Annotated in this window: 21 protein-coding genes; 4 read left to right on the top strand and 17 right to left on the bottom strand. The window is 73.0% G+C overall.

Annotation, left to right across the window (positions count from 1 at the left end):
• The first annotated feature begins 146 nt into the window (after positions 1-146).
• Positions 147-419 carry a hypothetical protein gene (locus ACIQFX_RS19225; RefSeq protein WP_402464549.1) on the top strand — a complete coding sequence of 91 codons (273 nt, stop codon included), beginning with the start codon at positions 147-149 and terminating at the stop codon, positions 417-419.
• A gap of 82 nt (positions 420-501) precedes the next feature.
• Here ACIQFX_RS19225 and der read toward each other — a convergent pair whose 3' ends face one another.
• The 6 genes from der to ACIQFX_RS19255 all read right to left on the bottom strand — a co-directional run bounded on the left by der (position 502) and on the right by ACIQFX_RS19255 (position 6,188).
• Positions 502-1,950 (bottom strand): ribosome biogenesis GTPase Der, encoded by a 1,449-nt coding sequence (der, locus tag ACIQFX_RS19230; protein ID WP_402464551.1) that lies wholly within the window; start codon positions 1,948-1,950, stop codon positions 502-504.
• Positions 1,951-2,020: 70 nt separating this feature from the next.
• Entirely contained in the window at positions 2,021-2,608 is a 588-nt protein-coding gene (locus ACIQFX_RS19235) for a lysophospholipid acyltransferase family protein (RefSeq protein WP_402464649.1), read from the bottom strand.
• Positions 2,609-2,661: 53 nt separating this feature from the next.
• Positions 2,662-3,327, bottom strand: coding sequence for a (d)CMP kinase (gene cmk, locus ACIQFX_RS19240; RefSeq protein ID WP_402464650.1), 666 nt, complete (start codon positions 3,325-3,327; stop codon positions 2,662-2,664).
• An 833-nt stretch (positions 3,328-4,160) separates the two neighbouring features.
• Positions 4,161-5,249, bottom strand: a complete 1,089-nt coding sequence (locus ACIQFX_RS19245; protein WP_402464553.1) for a prephenate dehydrogenase — start codon at positions 5,247-5,249, stop codon at positions 4,161-4,163.
• Positions 5,246-5,608, bottom strand: coding sequence for a chorismate mutase (aroH, locus tag ACIQFX_RS19250; RefSeq protein WP_402464555.1), 363 nt, complete (start codon positions 5,606-5,608; stop codon positions 5,246-5,248). The genes ACIQFX_RS19245 and aroH overlap by 4 nt, the downstream gene beginning before the upstream one ends.
• 139 nt (positions 5,609-5,747) lie before the next feature.
• On the bottom strand, positions 5,748-6,188 hold the full coding sequence (locus ACIQFX_RS19255; protein WP_402464557.1) for a YidB family protein: 441 nt from the start codon (positions 6,186-6,188) through the stop codon (positions 5,748-5,750).
• A gap of 177 nt (positions 6,189-6,365) precedes the next feature.
• On the opposite strand from ACIQFX_RS19255, the gene ACIQFX_RS19260 reads away from it, so the two are divergent.
• The 3 genes from ACIQFX_RS19260 to ACIQFX_RS19270 are packed head-to-tail and all read left to right on the top strand — an operon-like array spanning position 6,366 to position 7,947.
• Entirely contained in the window at positions 6,366-6,710 is a 345-nt protein-coding gene (locus ACIQFX_RS19260) for a DUF952 domain-containing protein (protein ID WP_402464559.1), read from the top strand.
• A gap of 45 nt (positions 6,711-6,755) precedes the next feature.
• Complete coding sequence (locus ACIQFX_RS19265) at positions 6,756-7,247, top strand: Rieske (2Fe-2S) protein (RefSeq protein ID WP_402464561.1); 492 nt, start codon at positions 6,756-6,758, stop codon at positions 7,245-7,247.
• A gap of 10 nt (positions 7,248-7,257) precedes the next feature.
• Entirely contained in the window at positions 7,258-7,947 is a 690-nt protein-coding gene (locus ACIQFX_RS19270; RefSeq protein WP_402464563.1) for a DNA polymerase beta superfamily protein, read from the top strand.
• A 64-nt stretch (positions 7,948-8,011) separates the two neighbouring features.
• Here ACIQFX_RS19270 and ACIQFX_RS19275 read toward each other — a convergent pair whose 3' ends face one another.
• The 11 genes from ACIQFX_RS19275 to ald form a co-directional block, all read right to left on the bottom strand.
• Complete coding sequence (locus ACIQFX_RS19275; RefSeq protein WP_402464565.1) at positions 8,012-8,767, bottom strand: DNA polymerase beta superfamily protein; 756 nt, start codon at positions 8,765-8,767, stop codon at positions 8,012-8,014.
• Positions 8,768-8,770: 3 nt separating this feature from the next.
• On the bottom strand, positions 8,771-9,802 hold the full coding sequence (locus ACIQFX_RS19280) for an ADP-ribosylglycohydrolase family protein (RefSeq protein ID WP_402464567.1): 1,032 nt from the start codon (positions 9,800-9,802) through the stop codon (positions 8,771-8,773).
• On the bottom strand, positions 9,799-10,536 hold the full coding sequence (locus tag ACIQFX_RS19285; RefSeq protein ID WP_402464569.1) for an NUDIX hydrolase: 738 nt from the start codon (positions 10,534-10,536) through the stop codon (positions 9,799-9,801). The genes ACIQFX_RS19280 and ACIQFX_RS19285 overlap by 4 nt, the downstream gene beginning before the upstream one ends.
• Positions 10,533-11,612 (bottom strand): AAA family ATPase, encoded by a 1,080-nt coding sequence (locus ACIQFX_RS19290; RefSeq protein ID WP_402464571.1) that lies wholly within the window; start codon positions 11,610-11,612, stop codon positions 10,533-10,535. The genes ACIQFX_RS19285 and ACIQFX_RS19290 overlap by 4 nt, the downstream gene beginning before the upstream one ends.
• A complete protein-coding gene (pnuC, locus tag ACIQFX_RS19295; protein WP_402464573.1) occupies positions 11,609-12,259 on the bottom strand; it encodes a nicotinamide riboside transporter PnuC in 651 nt (216 codons plus the stop codon). Before pnuC ends, ACIQFX_RS19290 begins: the two co-directional genes overlap by 4 nt.
• Before the next feature lie 157 nt (positions 12,260-12,416).
• A complete protein-coding gene (locus ACIQFX_RS19300; RefSeq protein WP_402464575.1) occupies positions 12,417-13,718 on the bottom strand; it encodes a pseudouridine synthase in 1,302 nt (433 codons plus the stop codon).
• Positions 13,718-14,320, bottom strand: coding sequence for an SMC-Scp complex subunit ScpB (gene scpB, locus ACIQFX_RS19305; protein WP_402464577.1), 603 nt, complete (start codon positions 14,318-14,320; stop codon positions 13,718-13,720). Before scpB ends, ACIQFX_RS19300 begins: the two co-directional genes overlap by 1 nt.
• A complete protein-coding gene (locus ACIQFX_RS19310) occupies positions 14,317-15,369 on the bottom strand; it encodes a segregation and condensation protein A (RefSeq protein ID WP_402464579.1) in 1,053 nt (350 codons plus the stop codon). Before ACIQFX_RS19310 ends, scpB begins: the two co-directional genes overlap by 4 nt.
• Positions 15,370-15,414: 45 nt before the next feature.
• On the bottom strand, positions 15,415-15,918 hold the full coding sequence (locus ACIQFX_RS19315) for a hypothetical protein (protein ID WP_402464581.1): 504 nt from the start codon (positions 15,916-15,918) through the stop codon (positions 15,415-15,417).
• Positions 15,903-16,928, bottom strand: coding sequence for a ParA family protein (locus ACIQFX_RS19320; protein ID WP_030212665.1), 1,026 nt, complete (start codon positions 16,926-16,928; stop codon positions 15,903-15,905). The genes ACIQFX_RS19315 and ACIQFX_RS19320 overlap by 16 nt, the downstream gene beginning before the upstream one ends.
• A 449-nt stretch (positions 16,929-17,377) precedes the next feature.
• Positions 17,378-18,493 carry an alanine dehydrogenase gene (ald, locus tag ACIQFX_RS19325; RefSeq protein ID WP_402464583.1) on the bottom strand — a complete coding sequence of 372 codons (1,116 nt, stop codon included), beginning with the start codon at positions 18,491-18,493 and terminating at the stop codon, positions 17,378-17,380.
• Between the last annotated feature and the right edge of the window lie 17 nt (positions 18,494-18,510).

An 18,510-nucleotide genomic window follows, 5' to 3' on the forward strand; every position in this document is an offset into this window, starting at 1 on the left:
CGGGGTCCGGGGGCCCGATCGTGCCGCGCCCCCGGCGGACGCCCCTTTCGGAGAGTCGCCCGCATCCGACGGGCGGCGGGGTCGTTGGCACGTACGTGCACGCATACGACCCCTTCCCCCAGCCGTATCCGAGTCAGATCCCGGCCATGCGCCCCGCGCAGGACGTCACGGCGGGCGCTTCGCCCACGCCGATCTACGACGCCCTGTACTCGGAGTACCGCAGGTCGTTCCGCACGCTGCCGGGTGACCGCAGCGGCGAGGAGGAGCTGACCTTCCGGGCCTTCGGCACCGGCGGGTACGGGCAGGGGCACCGGCACGCGTCGGCGCACCCGACGGCGTGGTCGGCGCAGCATCCGCAGCCGCACACCCCCGGGCCCGCGCGGGCGGCCCTGCCACCCGCCCCCCGCAGGGGTCTGTAGGGGCTGGACCGGGTAACGGCGGAGGGCCGGGGCTTCTCGAAGCCCCGGCCCTCCGCCGTGTCACCCCACGGGTGCCACCCTGCTACTTCTTGCGGCCGCGCTTCTCGCGCACCCGGACCGAGATGTGGATCGGGGTGCCCTCGAAGCCGAACTCCTCGCGCAGACGGCGCTCGATGAAGCGGCGGTAGCCGGCCTCGAGGAAGCCCGAGGCGAACAGCACGAAGCGCGGCGGCTTGGTGCCGGCCTGCGTGCCGAAGAGGATGCGGGGCTGCTTGCCGCCGCGCACCGGGTGCGGGTGGGCCGCGACGATCTCGCCGAGGAACGCGTTCAGCCGGCCGGTGGGGACACGGGTCTCCCAGCCCGCGAGGGCGGTCTCGATGGCCGGAACCAGCTTCTCCATGTGGCGGCCGGTCTTGGCGGAGACGTTGACCCGGGGCGCCCAGGCGACCTGCTGCATCTCGGTCTCGATCTCGCGCTCGAGGTAGTAGCGGCGCTCCTCGTCGAGCTCGTCCCACTTGTTGTAGGCGATGACGATGGCGCGGCCCGACTCGACCGCCGTCGTGATGATGCGCTGGTCCTGGACCGAGATGTTGTCGGTGGTGTCGATGAGGATGACGGCCACCTCCGCCTTCTCGATGGCGGCGGCGGTCCGCAGCGAGGCGTAGTAGTCCGCGCCGGCCTGCAGGTGGACCTTCTTGCGGATGCCGGCCGTGTCGACGAACTTCCACGTCACGCCGCCGAGCTCGATGAGCTCGTCGACCGGGTCGCGGGTGGTGCCGGCCAGCTCGTTGACGACCACGCGGTCCTCGCCGGCCACCTTGTTCAGCAGGGAGGACTTGCCGACGTTCGGGCGGCCGATGAGGGCGATGCGGCGGGGGCCGCCCACCGCGTTGCCGAAGCGCTGCTCGGGGGCCTCGGGCAGCTTCCGCAGGACCTCGTCGAGGAGGTCGCCGGTGCCGCGGCCGTGCAGCGAGGAGACCGGGAACGGCTCGCCGAGGCCCAGCGACCACAGCATCGCGGCGTCGGCCTCGCCGGACTGGCCGTCGACCTTGTTCGCGGCCAGGACGACCGGCTTGCCCGCACGGCGGAGCAGCTTGACGACCGCCTCGTCGGTGTCGGTGGCGCCGACGGTGGCGTCCACCACGAACAGGCAGGCGTCGGCGGCCTCGATGGCGTACTCGGCCTGGGCGGCGACGGAGGCGTCGATGCCGAGGACGTCCTGCTCCCAGCCGCCGGTGTCGACGACCTTGAAACGGCGGCCGGCCCACTCGGCCTCGTAGGTGACGCGGTCGCGGGTGACGCCCGGCTTGTCCTCGACGACGGCCTCGCGGCGGCCGATGATGCGGTTCACCAGGGTCGACTTGCCGACGTTCGGGCGGCCGACGACGGCGAGGACGGGGAGCGGGCCGTGCCCGGCCTCCTCGATCGCGCCCTCGACCTCGTCGATGTCGAAGCCCTCTTCCGCGGCGAGCTCCATGAACTCCGCGTACTCGGCGTCGCCAAGTGCCCCGTGGTCGTGCTGGTCGTTCATGAAGTCCGTTCCTTGATCATTCGTGGTCGGTGGGTCCCCGGGCCGCGGGGCCCACTACTGAAAGTCTCGCTCAGCGCCCGGTGAGGCGCCTGGCGTTTTCCAGGTGGGCGGTGAGCCGGTCCTGGATGCGTACGGTGGCCTCGTCGAGCGCCTTGCGGGTACGGCGGCCGGAGCCGTCGCCCGCCTCGAAGGCGTCGCCGAAGACGACGTCGACGCGGCCGCGCAGCGGAGGCAGTGCCTTGACCAACCGTCCCTGGCGCTCGGTGCTTCCCAGGACGGCGACCGGGACGATCGGCGCGCCGCTGCGGACGGCGAAGTAGGCGAGGCCGGCGCGCAGCGACGCGAAGTCGCCGTCACCGCGGGTGCCCTCGGGGAAGATACCGAGGACGCCGCCCTGCTCCAGGACGCCGAGCGCGTCGCCTATCGCCTTGCGGTCGGTGCTCTCCCGGTCGACCTTGAGCTGGCCGATGCCCTCCAGGAAGCTGCCGAGCGGGCCGACGAACGCCTCCTTCTTGATCAGGAAGTGCACGGGTCGCGGAGCGGTGCCCATGAGCATGGGGCCGTCGATGTTGTGCGCGTGGTTGACGGAGAGGATGGCGGGACCGGAGGCCGGCACCCGCCAGGCGCCGAGGACGCGCGGCTTCCAGAAGCCGTACATCAGCCCGATGCCGATGCGACGGCCGACGGCGGCGCCCTTCTCGGAGGGCAGGGTCACTTGACGGCCGCCCGCTTCTCGTCCACGAGCGTCACGACGCACTCGATGACCTGGTCCAGCGTGAGGTCGGTGGTGTCGACCTCCACCGCGTCGTCCGCCTTCGCCAACGGCGACGTCTTGCGGCTGGAGTCCGCCGCGTCCCGCTTGATCAGCGCTTCCTTCGTCGCGTGCACGTCGACGCCCTTGAGCTCGCCCGAACGGCGCGCGGCACGGGCCTCCGGCGACGCCGTGAGGAAGATCTTCAGGTCGGCGTCGGGCAGCACCGTGGTGCCGATGTCCCGGCCCTCCACGACGATGCCCAGCTCCGCGCCCTTGGCGATGCTCCGCTGGAGCTCCGTGATCAGCGACCGCACCTCGGGAACGGCGCTCACCGCGCTGACCTTCGACGTGACCTCTTCGGTACGGATCGGGCCGGCCGCGTCCGCGCCGTCCACGGTGATCGTCGGCCGCGCCGGGTCCGTACCGGACACGATGACCGGCTTCCCCGCCGCGTTCGCCACGGCCTCCGCGTCGTGGACGTCCACCCCGTTGCTGATCATCCACCACGTGATCGCCCGGTACTGCGCACCGGTGTCCAGGTAGCTCAGCCCCAGCTTGGCGGCGACCGCCTTCGAAGTGCTCGACTTGCCCGTGCCGGAGGGCCCGTCGATGGCGACGATCACGGATTCCACGGTGGGAGTACCTTCCTGGGGTCTGCGGCGGGTCCCGGCGGTCTTGCCATGGCCCCCCACAAGGTTACCGACTCCCCAACCCCCTTCCGGCCCCGCCCGCCCTCCGCCCCTGCCCGGCCCGACGCGACCCCCACCCCACACGGACCCGCGCCCCGCACGACCGGGCCCGCGCCCCGCCACGTCGGCCCGCACCCCGCCTCGCAGACCCGCGCCTCGCCGGCCCACACCCCGCCTCGCCACGCCGGCCCGCACCTCGCCTCGCAGACACGCGCCTCGCCACGCCGGCGGGCGCCCGCGTGCCCGCCGCACCCACGTACCCGCCGCCCCGGGGTGGGACCCACCCGCACACGTGCCAGCCGCCCCCGCGTACCTGCCGCCCACCGCCGTGTGGGCAATCGTCCCGCTGGGGCGGGACGGGTGGGCACACGGGACGGCGCCCTCGGCGGCGCCTCCGCCCCTTGCGCCTGGACCCGCACCGATACGGCGGCGCACAACGGGGTGCGGGTTCGGGAGCGAAAGCCTGGGCCCGGCAACGGGCACCGTCCGTTGTGCCCACCCTCCCCCAGACTCCGTCAGACTCCGTCCGGGGGGACCCGCACGCCCATGGCGGACGAGTGCCCACAACGGGGTGGGCCCGGCCGGGCGGCGGGGCTGGTGCCCGCAACGGGGTGCGCGCCGCCCGGCGGGGCGAATGACCGCAGCGGGCAGGGGCCCGAGGGCGGGCCCGCAGCGGAGGTGCCGGGTGGGCACCGCCGCGGCGGGCGGGGGCGCGGCCATGGGGTGCGGGGCCCGGAGGGGTCAGGTGGTGCGGGGCCCCGGAGGGGTCAGGTGGTGCGGAGGGACCAGCCGCGTTCTTGGAGGGCGGAGGCGAGGACGACCGCCGCCGCGGGCTCGACCATGAGTTGGACGAGACCCGCCTGCTGTCCGGTCGCGTGCTCGATGCGGACGTCCTCGATGTTGACCCCCGCTCGCCCGGCATCGGCGAAGATGCGGGCGAGCTCGCCGGGCTGGTCGCTGATGAGGACGGCGACGGTCTCGTAGACGGCGGGGGCGGCGCCGTGCTTGCCGGGGACGCGGGCCCGGCCGGCGTTGCCGCGCCGGAGGACGTCCTCGACTCCCGCGGCGCCGTCGCGGCGCTTGTCCTCGTCGACGGACTGGAGGGAGCGGAGGGCGCGGACGGTCTCGTCGAGGTCGGCGGCGACGCCGGAGAGGACGTCGGCGACGGGGCCGGGGTTGGCGGAGAGGATGTCGATCCACATGCGCGGGTCGGAGGCGGCGATGCGGGTGACGTCGCGGATGCCCTGGCCGCAGAGGCGTACGGCGGATTCGTCGGCCTCCTGGAGGCGCGCGGCGACCATGGAGGACACCAGCTGCGGGGTGTGGGAGACGAGGGCGACGGCCCGGTCGTGGGCGTCGGCGTCCATGACGACGGGGACGGCCCGGCAGAGGGCGACGAGTTCGAGGGCGAGGTTGAGGACCTCGGTGTCGGTGTCGCGGGTGGGGGTGAGGACCCACGGCCGGCCCTCGAAGAGGTCGGGGGTCGCGGCGAGCGGGCCGGACCGCTCCTTGCCGGACATGGGGTGCGTACCGATGTAGGAGGTGAGGTCGAGGCCCAGGGCCTCCAGCTCGCGCTTCGGTCCGCCCTTGACGCTGGCCACGTCGAGGTAGCCGCGGGCGAGCCCGGCGGTCATGGCCTCGGCGAGGGTGGCGGCGACGTGGGCCGGGGGCACGGCGACGATGGCGAGGTCGACGGGGCCTTCGGGCGCCTCGTCGGTGCCGGCGCCGAGCGCGGCGGCGGTGCTGGCGCGCGCGGGGTCGTGGTCGCGGAGGTGGACGGTGACGCCCCGGCCCGCGAGGGCGATGGCGGCGGAGGTGCCGATCAGTCCGGTGCCGATGACGAGGGCTGTTCTCACTGGGCGATGTCCTTGCGCAGGGCGGCCGCGGCGCCGAGGTAGACGTGCGCGATCGCGGACTTGGGCAGGTCGGTCTCGACGTGGGCGAGGAGCCGGACGACCCTCGGCATCGCCCCGTCGATGTCGAGCTCCTGTGCGCAGATCAGGGGGACGTCGACGATCCCGACGTGGCGGGCCGCGGCGGCGGGGAAGTCGCTGTGCAGGTCGGGCGTGGCCGTGAACCAGATGCTGATGAGGTCGTCGTGGGTGAGCCCGTTGCGCGTGAGGACGGCGTTGAGCAGCTCTTCGACCTGCTCGCGCATGTGCCCGGCCTCGTCCCGTTCGAGCTGGACGGCTCCTCGGACCGCTCGTACCGCCACGTCGTGCTCCTTCGCCTGCGTCAAGTGCTCCGTTCAGCCTAGTCAGCGGTGGGGACGGCGCGTCGCGGCGCCCGCCCTCCGAGACGTAGGGGGCGGAGGGCGGGCGCCGGGTAGGTGCGGGTGCCGGCCGGCCGCCGGGTCAGAGCCGCTGCTGCCGGATGATGTCCTCCAGGGAGCCGCCCTGGGGCAGCGAGCCGTTCGGGGTCAGCTTGTCGACGGCCTGCGGCAGGGACCTGGCGATCTCGTCGGCGGCTTCCTGCGGGCTGACCCCGGCTTCCGCCGCGGCCTTCCGGAGGGTGTCGTCGGGCAGGGCTTCGGCGATCTGGTCGCCGCTGACGGGCTGGTTGTCGCCGGTGCCGATCCAGGACTGGGCCTGGTCGGCGAGGCCGGACCCGGCGAGCATGTCGAGGAGGCCGCCGAGCGGGTTCGAGCCGTTTCCGCCTCCGCCGCCGCTCCCGCCGCCCGCGAGGGCGCCGAGCAGGGAGCCGAGGAGGCCGCCGGCGTCACCGGTGCCTCCGGCGCCCTGTCCGCCGCCTCCGAGGAGGCCGCCGAGGAGACTGCCGAGGTCGTTTCCCGCCATGGTCCTGCCTTTCGTCCGGTACGGAACACGCCCAATGTCACCTGAACCGGGGTGTTCCGCCACCCGGTGTACACGCCGGTGACGCACCACCCGGGAAGGACGGCGGGCTCGGCGGATCGGCGGATCGGCGGATCGGCGGATCGGCGGATCGGCGGATCGGCGGGATAGAACTGTCGGATGCTGCTGCACGTCGTACCGCTGGCCGACTGGTCCGCCGCCCCCGAGGCGCCCGATGCCCCCTACGCCCCGCCGTCGCTCGCCGCCGAGGGCTTCGTCCACTGCTCCGCGGACGAGGCCTCGGCCCTGGCGGTCGCGGACGCGCGCTACCGGGCCGTGCCCGGCCCGCTCCTGGTGCTCGTGATCGACGAGGCCCGGCTGGGCGGGGAGGTCCGCTGGGAGGGCTCGGGGGACGTGCTGTTCCCGCATGTCTACGGGCCGGTGGAGCGGGCGGCGGTGACGTCGGTCCTCGAGGTGCGGCGGGACACGGACGGCCGTGCGAGGGAGCTGCGCCCCCGCGCGTAGGCGTGTTGCGGGCCCGGGCGGCGGTCCGGCGCCAAGCTGGCCCGTATGACTTCACCCGCCACGAAACGCCGTACCGTCCTCTTCGCCGCCGCGGCCCTGACGACGGGCTGCGGCTCGGACGGCGGGGGCGACGGCGGCACGAGCACCGGTGCCCCGGCGACGCCGTCCGGTCCGGCCGCCACCGCCACGGAGTCGGCACCGGCCGCCACGGAGTCCGCGCCGGCCGCGACGAGCACGACGGGCGGGGCCGGGCCGGCGTTGGCGAAGACGTCGGACATCCCGGTCGGCGGGGGCACGGTCTTCAGCGCCGAGAAGGTCGTCGTCACCCAGCCCGAGGCGGGTGAGTTCAAGGCGTTCTCCGCGGTCTGCACGCATCAGGGCTGCCTGGTGAACAAAGTCGCGGACGGCACCATCGACTGCCCCTGCCACGGTTCGAAGTACCGCATCGCCGACGGTTCGGTGGCGGCGGGACCGGCTCCCCGTCCGCTGCCCGCCGAGCAGATTATTGTCTCGGGGGAAACGATCACCCTCGCGTAACCTGCCCGGCATGACTCCGGACGAGCTGGTGCGCGAGCACACGATCTACTCCTGCGTGATGGGCTCGCGCGCCTTCGGCCTCGCGACCGAGGGCAGCGACACCGACGTCCGGGGCGTCTATCTCGCCCCGACGCCGCTGTTCTGGCACTTCGAGAAGCCGCCCGCCCACGTGGAGGGGCCGGGCGAGGAGCAGTTCAGCTGGGAGCTGGAGCGCTTCTGCGAGCTCGCCCTGCGCAACAACCCGAACGTGCTGGAGTGCCTCCACTCCCCCGTCGTCGAGTACGTCGACGACCTCGGCCGCGAACTCCTCTCGCTGCGCACCGCCTTCCTCTCCCGCCGGGCCCACCAGACGTTCGTCCGCTACGCGGGCGGCCAGCGCCGCAAGCTCGACGCGGACGTCCGGCAGTACGGCCACCCCCGCTGGAAGCACGCCATGCACCTGCTCAGGCTCCTGACCAGCTGCCGCGACCTCCTGCGCACCGGCGAGCTCCGCATCGGCGTCGGGGAGGAGCGCGACCGCCTCCTCGCGGTCAAGCGCGGCGAGGTGCCCTGGTCCGAGGTCGAGTCCTGGATGAACCGCCTCCAGGACGAGGCCGACCGCGCCCACGACTCGACCCCGCTCCCGGACGCCCCCGACCACGCGCGCGTGCAGGACTTCCTGATCCGCGCCCGCCGGGCGTCGGCCCTCGCCGAGCTCTAGGACCCGTCCGGGGACCGCCCGCCCCGCTTCCCGGGCAGGGACCCAATCCTTTCCAGGCAGGGACCTAGCGGTTGCTCAGCCGCGCCCGTACGACGAGGTCGTGGAGCGCGTCCTGGACGGGAGCGGCCTCCGGGAGCGCCGAGGCCGCCTGGGCCTCGTCCAGGAGCCCGTGCAGGACCTCCGTCTCGGCGCGTACGTCCGCGACGGCCGCCTCCGCGCGCCCGTGCTCGGCCTCGGCCTTCGCCGCGACGAGGTCGGCCAGTCGGGCGGGCGCCTCGGCCACCTCGCCGGCGAGGGTCGGCAGATGGGCCTGGACCTCGCCCGAGCGCATCAGGTGGATGCCGGTGAGCAGCGCCCGGTAGGTGTAGAGCAGCGGCTTGAGTTCGCCGCTGCTCTCGAAGAGCCGCCACTGCGTCCCGGCGAAGCCCCGGTAGTGGTGGGCGTGGTGGCGGGTGAGCACCCGGGGCACGAGGGAGACCAGCTCCGCGTGGGTGTCCGTGGTGTGGGCCACGAGCGGGGAGGTGAGCTGCTCCAGGACGTAGCCGTTGCGGCGCAGCATCAGCCGGGCGAACTTCCGCAGGTCGTGGGTGACGAGGTCCATCTCGACGCCGTCCCGGTCCCACATCCTGCTGCGGGTCTCCTCCGGCTCGCGGAGGCCGATGAGGGCGTCCACGGGCAGCAGGTGCGCGCCGCGCAGGTCCACGTCCGAGTCGCGGGACGGGAAGCCGTAGAGGTGCGCGCCGGAGACCGTCGCGAAGAGCAGCGGGTCGGGCTGTTCGGCGACGACGGCCGAGAGGTCCGGGTCCAGGGTGAGCGTCATGGGTCAAGCGTCCCAGAGCGCGCCGAAGGTCAGCAGGTCGCTCCGGTACTCGACGCTCTCCGCCCACTCCTTGGGCCATGCGTCGGCGCCGAGGTGGGCGCCGGCGAAGGCGCCCGCGAGGGCGGCGATCGAGTCGGAGTCTCCGCGGGTGCAGGCGGCCCGGCGCAGGGCGGTGAGGGGCTCGTCGGGGAAGAGCAGGAAGCAGAGCAGCCCGGTCGCGAGGGCCTCCTCGGCGATCCAGCCGTCGCCGGTGTACTCGCAGGGGTCGAGCTCCGGGTCGGCCGTGCGCTGGACGGTGTCGAGGCGTTCCAGGACCGCCAGGCACTCGTCCCAGCCGCGCTCGGCGAAGTGGAGGGCGGACGGGTCCTGGGAGCGGGTCCAGAGGTCGCCGAGCCACTGCTCGTGGTAGCGGGAGCGGTTCTCGTACGCGTACGAGCGCAGCTGTCCGACGAGGCCGGCCGGGTCCACGCCCTGGGCGAGGAGGTACACGGCGCGGGCGGTGAGGTCGGAGGCGGCGAGCGCGGTCGGGTGACCGTGGGTCAGCGCCGACTGGAGCTGCGCGGCGCCGGCCCGCTGCTCCTCGCCGAGCCCGGGGACGAGGCCGATGGGGGTGACCCGCATGTTGGCGCCGCAGCCCTTGGAGTGGATCTGGCTGGCGTCCTGCCAGAGCCGGTCGCCGTCGAGGAGCGCGCAGGCGGTCAGGCAGGTGTTGCCGGGCGCCCGGTTGTTCTCCGGGTCGTGGTACCAGGCGACGAACTCGTCGCGGACGGGCCCGGCGAGCGCGTGCGGGGAGAGCACCTCCCGGTCCATGGCCGTGCGGATGCCGCGGGCGAAGGCGAGGGCCATCTGGGTGTCGTCGGTGACGTACGCCGTGCCGTTCCCGAGGGGCAGGGCCATCTCCCGCCAGGGTCCGGCCTTGGCGAGGATCGACGGCACGTCGTTGAACTCGGTCGGGAATCCCAGCGCGTCGCCGAGCGCCAGCCCGATCAGGGAGCCGGTCGCGGCCTGCTTGGTCGTGGTGCGTGCGAGGTTCACGTGGATCGTCCTTCCGGTCGCAGGAGGGGCGGGTGGAGGGTGGTGGCGTCGCCCGCCCGGTAGAGGGCGGCCGGTTTCCCCCGTCCGCCGGTGAGGCGCGGAGGTCCTTCCACGGCCTGGACGAAGCCGGGCGTGGCGAGGACCTTGCGCCGGAAGTTGGGGCGGTCGAGTTCGACGCCCCAGACCGTCTCGTAGACCTGCCGGAGCTCGCCGAGGGTGAACTCGGGCGGGCAGAAGGCGGTGGCGAGGCAGGTGTACTCCAGCTTGGCGCCGACCCGTTCGTGGGCGTCGGCGAGGATCCGGTCGTGGTCGAAGGCGAGCGGGCCGTGCGTCCCGTACGGAATCCAGCGGGCCTGTGCCGCGTCGCCGCCGCCGCGCGGTTCCGGCGGGTCGGGCACGAGGGCGGTGAAGGCGACGGAGACGACCCGCATCCTCGGGTCGCGGTCCGGGTCGCTGTAGGTGCGAAGCTGTTCGAGGTGGAGGCCGGCGACGGTGGTGCCGGAGAGTCCGGTCTCCTCGGCGAGTTCGCGGCGGGCGGCGAGTTCGGCGGACTCGCGGGGCAGCACGAAGCCGCCGGGCAGGGCCCAGGATCCGGCGTACGGGGCCGTGCCGCGCTCGACGAGGAGGACGTGGAGGCGCTCCTCGCGGACGGTGAGGACGGCGAGGTCGACGGTGACGGCGAACGGCTCGAAGGCGCGGGGGTCGTACCCCTCGGGTGCCCGGGGCCCGGTCATCGGCGCTCCGGGAGGGGGTCGGCGAGGCGGCTGCCCTCGGCGAGGAGGTCGTCGACGGCGGCGACGGCGGTCGCGAGCCGCTCCTCGTGGGGGCCGGTGAGGACGGCGGTGCGGCGGCCGGTGTGGGCGAGCTGGGTGAGGAAGCGGGCGGTCATCCAGGGCCGCAGGTGCTCCCCGTCGCGCAGGCCGTCGTCCTCGAAGTCGACGCCCCGGTGGTCGGTGAGCAGCCAGAGGTGCTGCCGGCCGCGGGCGGCGATCTCGCCGGTGTCGGGGCTGGTGGTGCCCATGTACCGCTCGTGCCAGATGGTGGTGGCGAAGGCGTCGGTGTCGCAGAAGAGGACGGGCGAGCCGTCGCGGGCGGCCTCCTCCTCCAGTTCGGCCTGGCGCTGGGCGATGACGGGGAAGTCGGAGGAGCGGAAGGCGACGTCGGACCAGGTGGCGCCGGGCCGTTCGGCGCGGAGTTCGGCGAGTTTGAGTTCGCTGTACTCGCGCCCGTACTCCGGTACGTACCGGGTGCGGGCCCAGACGCCGCCGCGCCGCCGGTAGTGGTCGGCGAGCGCGAGGGCCAGGGTGGTGGTGCCGGTGGACTCGGCGCCGAGGACGACGATCCGGCGTGTGAGGGCGGCCCGTACGGGCGGTTCCAGGAAGTCCCAGCAGCCGGCGGGGTCCGCGCGGACGGCGGTGCCGGAGACGGGGAAGCGGGTGCGCTCGGGGTCGACGAGGACGGACTCGGCGCCGAAGCGGCGGCCGAGCTCCTCCCCGTACGGCTCGGAGGTGAAGACCGCGTCGACGCGCTCGGGCACGGCGGCCCGGAAGACGGCCATGTGGGCGGCCCACACGTCGGGGTCGTGGAGGTCGACGGGGACGTCGTCGACGGCGCCCACGACGAGGACGTCGGGGTGGACCTCGCGCATCCAGGCGACCCGGTCCTCCAGCGGGAGGCTCTCCACGGAGGAGGCGCAGACGAGGACGGTGAGGCGCTCGCAGCGGTCGCGCGCGGTGCGGACGAGGTGGTGGTGGCCGGCGTGCGGCGGATAGAACTTGCCGAGGACGAGGCCGTGGCCGTAGCGCTTCACGCCGTCGCTCCCACGGGTCGTCCGGCGCCGGCGAGGTCCCGGGTCCAGCCGCGCAGGCCGATGACGCAGAGGGTCATGAAGCCGACGTACAGCAGGGAGGTCAGGTAGAGCTCCTTGTGGGCGTACAGCGGTACGTAGACGACGTCGGCGGCGATCCACAGCCACCAGGACTCCACCAGCTTGCGGCACTGGCCGTAGGTGGCCGCCAGGGAGAGCACGGTCGTGAGGGCGTCCCAGAAGGGGACGGTCGAGTCGGTGGCGCGGTGGAGCAGGAGGGTGAGGGCGAGGGTCCCCACCACCCCCGCCGCGAGCAGCCACGTCCACTCGGTGCGCGTGGTGCGGCGCACCGGGAGGGCGTCGGAGCCTGGTCCACCCCCGTGGGTCCAGGTCCACCAGCCGTACACGGCGAGGGTGATGAAGACGATCTGGAGGCCGGCGTCGGCGTAGAGCCCGGCCTGTGCGAACAGCAGGACGAAGAAGAGGTTGTTGGCGATGCCGAGGGGCCAGTTGGCCACGTGCTGGCGGGCGACGAGCCAGACGCACAGCGCGCCACTGCCGAATCCCAGCACCTCGGTCCAGCTGACCGGGGTGTCGAGGACGGTGAAGAGCGGCTGCTGCAGGGGTTCGAGGATGTTCGCGAGGCTCACGCCCGCCTCCTTAAGAGTCATGTTGACTATAAAGGCGGACGGACCGCTGCCACAAGGCCCTTCGCACGACGAAGCCCGGGGCGACAAAGGCCCTTCGCACGACGAAGCCCGCGGCCGCCGGGGCGGTCGCGGGCTTCGTCGGGTACGGCGGGGAGCCTTACATGCCGACTTCCTTCATCAGCATGCCGACCTCGGTGTTGGTGAGGCGGCGCAGCCAGCCCGACTTCTGGTCGCCCAGGGAGATCGGGCCGAAGGCGGTGCGGACCAGCTTCTCGACCGGGAAGCCGGCCTCGGCCAGCATGCGGCGCACGATGTGCTTGCGGCCTTCGTGGAGGGTGACCTCGACCAGGTAGTTCTTGCCGGTCTGCTCGACCACGCGGAAGTGGTCGGCGCGGGCGTAGCCGTCCTCCAGCTGGATGCCGTCCTTGAGCCGCCTGCCGACCTCGCGGGGCAGCGGGCCGGTGATGGCGGCCAGGTAGGTCTTCTTCACGCCGTACTTCGGGTGCGTGAGGCGGTGGGCCAGCTCACCGTGGTTGGTGAGCAGGATGATGCCCTCGGTCTCCGTGTCGAGCCGGCCGACGTGGAACAGCCGGGTCTCGCGGTTGGTGACGTAGTCGCCGAGGCACTGGCGGCCGTCCGGGTCCTCCATGGTGGAGACGACGCCGGCCGGCTTGTTCAGCGCGAAGAACAGGTGGGACTGGGTGGCGACGGTCAGGCCGTCCACCTTGATCTCGTCCTTCTCCGGGTCGACGCGCTTGCCCTGCTCCAGGACGATCTCGCCGTTGACCTCGACGCGGGCCTGCTCGATCAGCTCCTCGCAGGCGCGGCGGGAACCCATGCCGGCACGGGCGAGGACCTTCTGCAGGCGCTCGCCCTCCTGCTCGGCGCCGGGGAAGGTCTTGGGGGTCTTGATCTGGGGCCGGTTCTCGTACCGCTCCCGGTTGCGCTGCTCGATCTTGGCGTCGAGCTCGCGCGAGCGGGCCGGGGACTGCCGCTGCCCGTGCGGGCCGCGACGGGGCGGGGTGCCGCCCTGCGGGGCCTTGGGGCCGCCCTTGGCGCCACCGCGGGCCGCGGCGCCGCGGCCCTTCTTCGGGGCCTCGGAGGGGCCGCCCACGTCGTAGGAGCGCTCCTCGGGGCGCGGCCGGCGCGGGTTGCTGGGGCGCCGGTCGTCGCGGCCGCCGCCACCACCCTGGTAACCGCCACCGGAGCCGCCCTGGTAGCCGCCACCGCCGCCGCCGCTGCCGCCCCGGTAACCGCCGCCACCGGAGCCGCTGCCGCCGGAGCCACCGCGGTAGCCGCCGCCACCGGAGCCGCTGCCACCGGAGCCCCGGTAACCGCCGCCACCGCCGGAGCCGCTGCCACCACGGCCGCCGCCGCTGCTGCCGCCGCGGCCGCCGCTGTTGCCACCACGGCTCCCGCCGTTGTTTCCGCTGCTGTTCCTGCCGCTGCTGCTTCGCATCAAACTTCCGTCTTGTCGTCGTCCTCACGATCCGGTGCATCCGGATCGAACGAAGGAACCCCTTCCAGCGAGTCCGGCTCGACCGCCTCCGCCTCGGGGAGGAAGGGCGCGAGCTCGGGGAGTTCGTCCAGGCCCCGCAGGCCCATCCGCTCCAGGAAGTAGTTCGTCGTCCTGTACAGGATCGCACCTGTTTCGGGTTCCGCGCCCGCCTCCTCCACCAGACCGCGCTGGAGGAGGGTCCGCATCACGCCGTCGCAGTTGACCCCGCGGACCGCGGAGACCCGGGAACGGCTGACCGGCTGGCGGTACGCGACGACCGCGAGGGTCTCCAGGGCCGCCTGGGTGAGCCGCGCCTGCTGCCCGTCCAGCACGAAGGCCTCGACGGCCGCGGCGTGGGCCGGGCGGGAGTAGTACCGCCAGCCGCCGGCCACCCTCCGCAGCTCGAAGCCGCGCCCCTGGACGGTGTACTCGTCGGCCAGCTCCTGCAGGGCGTCGGCCACCTCGCGCGGGGTGCGCTCCAGGACCTTGGCGAGGTGGGCCTCGGTGGCGGGCTCGTCGACGACCATGAGGACGGCTTCGAGGGCGGGCTTGAGGTCGCTCACGCGGTGGCCTCCTGGTCGAATTCGTCGGTCACGGCCCCGGACGGGTCCGTCTCCCCGCCGGTCCAGGAGACCGTGAGGTCCCCCAGGGGGGTCTCCTGGTCGAGGGCGACGGCCTTCTCCCGGTAGAGCTCCAGAAGGGCGAGGAAGCGGGCGACGACGGTGAGGGTGTCTCCGGCGTCCTCGATCAGCTCGCGGAAGACCGCCGTCCCCCGCTCCCGCAGCAGCGCGACGACCACGGCGGCCTGCTCACGGACGCTCACCAGCGGGGCGTGGATGTGGTCGACGTACACCTGCGGCTCGGGCTTGGGCCGCATGGCCTTGACCGCCAGCTTCGCGAAGCCCTCGGCGCCGATGGAGATGACCACCTCGGGCAGCAGCTCGGCGTGGTGCGGTTCTAGTCCGACGGTACGGGGATGGCGGCGGCCCTCGGTCTCCCAGCGCTCCTCGAAGATCGCCGCGATGCGCTTGTACGCCCGGTACTGGAGGAGCCGGGCGAACAGCAGGTCGCGGGCCTCCAGGAGCGCGAGGTCCGCCTCGTCCTCCACCTCGGCGGCGGGCAGCAGCCGGGCCGCCTTCAGGTCGAGCAGGGTGGCCGCGACCACGAGGAACTCGGTGGTCTGGTCGAGGTCGCCGTCCGGCCCCAGGGCGCGCAGGTGCGCCATGAACTCGTCGGTCACCTGCGACAGCGCCACCTCGGTGACGTCGAGCCTGTGCTTGGTGATCAGCTGCAGGAGCAGGTCGAACGGCCCCTCGAAGTTCGCCAGCCGCACGGTGAACCGCCCGCCCCCGGCCTCGACGGGCTCGGACTCGGGCACCACTGCGGGCTCGGGCTCGACGACGGGCTCGGGCTCCACGACCGGATCCGGCTCCACGAACGGATCCGGCTCCACGATGGGCTCCGCGGGCACGGACCTCGCGGATACGGGCTCCGCGGACTCGGACTCCGCAGGCACGTGCTCCACGGCCGGTGCGGGGTCCGGCGCGCCCGGGCCGCGGCCCAGGAGGCGGCGGCGCGGCGGGCGGGACGTTTCGTCAGGGGCGTGGTGCATGGGATCCAGGGAGAACGGGGAGGCGCGGCAGCCCGCAGGCTACCGTCAGCGGCCGCGCAGACGGCGCACGAGGATGCTCGCGTCGCCGCGGGACTCCAGGTCCGCCAGGACGACCGCGACGGCCTCCCGGACGATCCTGCCCCGGTCGACGGCGAGTCCGTGCTCGCCGCGGAGCACCAGCCGGGCGTGCTCCAGGTCCATCAGCTCCTCGGCGGAGACGTAGACCGTGATCTTCTCGTCGTGGCGCTCGCGGCCGCTGGGCCGCCGGTTCGGGGTACGGCCGCCGCGTCGGCGGGCGGCTGCCGGGGCGGGGACCGCCGCCGTGGGCGCCGCCTTCGGAGCGGGGCCCTCGGGCTCCGCCGTCCGGACCCGCGGTTCGGCCGCCTCGGCGTCGGCGGCAGCGTGCTCCGCGGAGCCCTCGGCCGCCGCCGTGTCGCTCTCGCCCGCCGGGGCCGGGACGGCCCGGCGGGGTGAGGACGACTGGAGCGCCGTCCCCCCGGTCGTACGGAAGAGTTCGTCGGCGCCGGGCAGACTCACTCGGCGTGACACCGGGCGAGCACCTCCCTGGCGAGCTGGCGGTAGGCGGCGGCGCCCACGGAGTTGGACGCGTAGGTGGTGATGGGCTCGCCGGCGACCGTGGTCTCCGGGAAGCGCACGGTCCGCCCGATGACCGTGTGGTACACGTGGTCGTCGAAGGCCTCGACGACGCGCGCGAGGACCTCGCGGCTGTGCACGGTCCGGGAGTCGTACATCGTGGCGAGGATGCCGTCGAGCTCCAGCTCGGGGTTGAGCCGCTCCTGGACCTTCTCGATGGTCTCGGTGAGCAGCGCCACTCCGCGCAGGGCGAAGAACTCGCACTCCAGCGGCACGATGACCTTGTGCGCCGCCGTCAGGGCGTTCACGGTCAGCAGGCCGAGCGAGGGCTGGCAGTCGATCACGATGTAGTCGTAGTCGTTCATCAGCGGCTTCAGGGCGCGCTGGAGCGTGGACTCGCGCGCGACCTCGCTCACCAGCTGGACTTCGGCGGCCGAGAGGTCGATGTTGCTCGGCAGCAGGTCCATGTTGGGCACGGCGGTCTTGAGGAGGACCTCGTCCGCCGACATGCCCCGCTCCATGAGCAGGTTGTAGACGGTGAGGTCGAGCTCCATCGGGTTCACGCCGAGGCCGACCGACAGGGCTCCCTGCGGGTCGAAGTCGACGAGCAGCACCCGTCGTCCGTACTCCGCGAGCGCGGCACCCAGGTTGATGGTCGACGTGGTCTTGCCGACGCCGCCCTTCTGGTTGCACATCGCGATGATCTTCGCGGGTCCGTGGTCGGTCAGGGGACCCGGGATCGGGAAGTACGGCAGGGGCCGTCCGGTGGGGCCGATCCGCTCGCGGCGCTGGCGGGCAGCGTCGGGTGCGAGGGTGGCCGCGTACTCCGGGTCGGGCTCGTACTCGGCGTCGGGGTCGTAGAAGTGCCCCTCGGGCACCTCGTCGTAGGCGGCGAAGTGGGTGGACTCTCGGCCCATCTCGTTGCCGGCCGTGGCGTTCACGTGTAGGCCGTCCATCGTCTTCATCGTGTGGGCTGTCGTCATGGGCTGGTGCGTCGCGAAGGTCCGCACCGCGACGGAGCCGATCGGAGCACCTGGCGCACCGCTCCCGGGAGTAATTGTCGACTCATTCACAAGTCGTCTTACCTCCTTGGATGTCACCAGGAACATTTATCGATAGGTCAGCGTGGCACCATGCCGACGGTTGGCGACTCTATGGCGTGTCACCGCTCCGCAGCAACACAATCCGCCGGACCCGGCCCGATGTGTCGGCAACCGAACACCTCTCTGTCAAGGGTGCGCAGCCACGCATCCACACGTTTCAGGGGTGTGCGAAACGGTTAAAGGGTTACGTTCGAGGCGAGTTGCCCGAACGTTTCGGCGTGGCCGGAGACACAGCCGGCCGGACCTTGTCGAACAAGGTCCGGCCGGGGGTGCGGCATTGACGGCACGCGTTGACGGCGGTGCCGCGGGGGTCAGCCCAGGAGGCTGCTCAGCTCGACGTGCTCGAGGCCGTGCGCCTCCGCGACCTCCTTGTAAACCACCTTGCCGTCATGGGTGTTGAGACCCAGACCGAGGGCGGCGTCGCGGCGCAGCGCCTCGACCCAGCCGTTGTTCGCCAGCGACACGATGTAGGGCAGCGTGGCGTTGGTGAGGGCGTAGGTGGAGGTGTTCGGGACCGCGCCCGGCATGTTGGCGACGCAGTAGAAGACCGAGTTGTGGACCTGGAAGGTCGGCTCGGCGTGGGTGGTCGGGTGCGAGTCCTCGAAGCAGCCGCCCTGGTCGATCGCAATGTCGACAAGGACACTTCCGGGCTTCATCTTGGCGACGAGCTCGTTGGTGACCAGCTTCGGGGCCTTGGCGCCCGGGATGAGGACGGCGCCGATGACGAGGTCGGCCTCGACAACGGCCTTCTCCAGCTCGAAGGCGTTGGAGACGATCGTCTTCACCTTGGTGCCGAAGATCTTGTCGGCCTCGCGGAGCTTGTTGATGTCGCGGTCGAGCAGGGTCACGTGGAAGCCCATGCCGACGGCGATCTGGGTGGCGTTCCAGCCGGAGACGCCGCCGCCGATGACGACGCACTCGCCGGCGTGGGTGCCGGGGACGCCGCCGGGGAGGACGCCGCGGCCGCCGACGGAGCGCATCAGGTGGTACGCGCCGACCTGCGGGGCCAGGCGGCCCGCGACCTCGGACATCGGGGCGAGCAGCGGGAGCGCGCGGTTGGCGGTCTCGACGGTCTCGTACGCGATGGCGGTGGTGCCGGACTCGAGCAGCGCGTCCGTGCACTCGCGGGAGGCGGCGAGGTGCAGGTAGGTGAAGAGCGTCTGGTCCTTGCGGAGGCGGTGGTACTCCTCCGCGATCGGCTCCTTGACCTTGAGCAGCAGGTCGGCGGTGGCCCACACCTCGTCGGCGGTGGGGAGGATCTCGGCGCCGGCGGCGACGTACTCCTCGTCCGTGATCGAGGAGCCGACACCGGCGTTCTGCTCGACGAAGACCTGGTGGCCGTTGCGGACGAGCTCGTGGACACCGGCGGGGGTGATGGCCACGCGGAACTCGTTGTTCTTGACCTCGCGGGGGATGCCGACCTTCATCGTCGATCACGGTCCTT

The organism is Streptomyces sp. NPDC093089, assembly GCF_044754405.1.
Taxonomy (GTDB): domain Bacteria; phylum Actinomycetota; class Actinomycetes; order Streptomycetales; family Streptomycetaceae; genus Streptomyces.

What these genes read in the sequence shown, in the direction of transcription:
- ACIQFX_RS19300 (WP_402464575.1), bottom strand. Translation starts at nt 13,718, where the DNA reads ATGCGAAGCAGCAGCGGCAGGAACAGCAGCGGAAACAACGGCGGGAGC.
- ACIQFX_RS19320 (WP_030212665.1), bottom strand. Translation starts at nt 16,928, where the DNA reads ATGAAGACGATGGACGGCCTACACGTGAACGCCACGGCCGGCAACGAG.
- der (WP_402464551.1), bottom strand. Translation starts at nt 1,950, where the DNA reads ATGAACGACCAGCACGACCACGGGGCACTTGGCGACGCCGAGTACGCG.
- ald (WP_402464583.1), bottom strand. Translation starts at nt 18,493, where the DNA reads ATGAAGGTCGGCATCCCCCGCGAGGTCAAGAACAACGAGTTCCGCGTG.
- ACIQFX_RS19255 (WP_402464557.1), bottom strand. Translation starts at nt 6,188, where the DNA reads ATGGCGGGAAACGACCTCGGCAGTCTCCTCGGCGGCCTCCTCGGAGGC.
- ACIQFX_RS19225 (WP_402464549.1), top strand. Translation starts at nt 147, where the DNA reads ATGCGCCCCGCGCAGGACGTCACGGCGGGCGCTTCGCCCACGCCGATC.
- ACIQFX_RS19235 (WP_402464649.1), bottom strand. Translation starts at nt 2,608, where the DNA reads ATGTACGGCTTCTGGAAGCCGCGCGTCCTCGGCGCCTGGCGGGTGCCG.
- ACIQFX_RS19285 (WP_402464569.1), bottom strand. Translation starts at nt 10,536, where the DNA reads ATGACCGGGCCCCGGGCACCCGAGGGGTACGACCCCCGCGCCTTCGAG.
- ACIQFX_RS19260 (WP_402464559.1), top strand. Translation starts at nt 6,366, where the DNA reads ATGCTGCTGCACGTCGTACCGCTGGCCGACTGGTCCGCCGCCCCCGAG.
- ACIQFX_RS19310 (WP_402464579.1), bottom strand. Translation starts at nt 15,369, where the DNA reads ATGCACCACGCCCCTGACGAAACGTCCCGCCCGCCGCGCCGCCGCCTC.
- ACIQFX_RS19275 (WP_402464565.1), bottom strand. Translation starts at nt 8,767, where the DNA reads ATGACGCTCACCCTGGACCCGGACCTCTCGGCCGTCGTCGCCGAACAG.
- ACIQFX_RS19265 (WP_402464561.1), top strand. Translation starts at nt 6,756, where the DNA reads ATGACTTCACCCGCCACGAAACGCCGTACCGTCCTCTTCGCCGCCGCG.
- ACIQFX_RS19270 (WP_402464563.1), top strand. Translation starts at nt 7,258, where the DNA reads ATGACTCCGGACGAGCTGGTGCGCGAGCACACGATCTACTCCTGCGTG.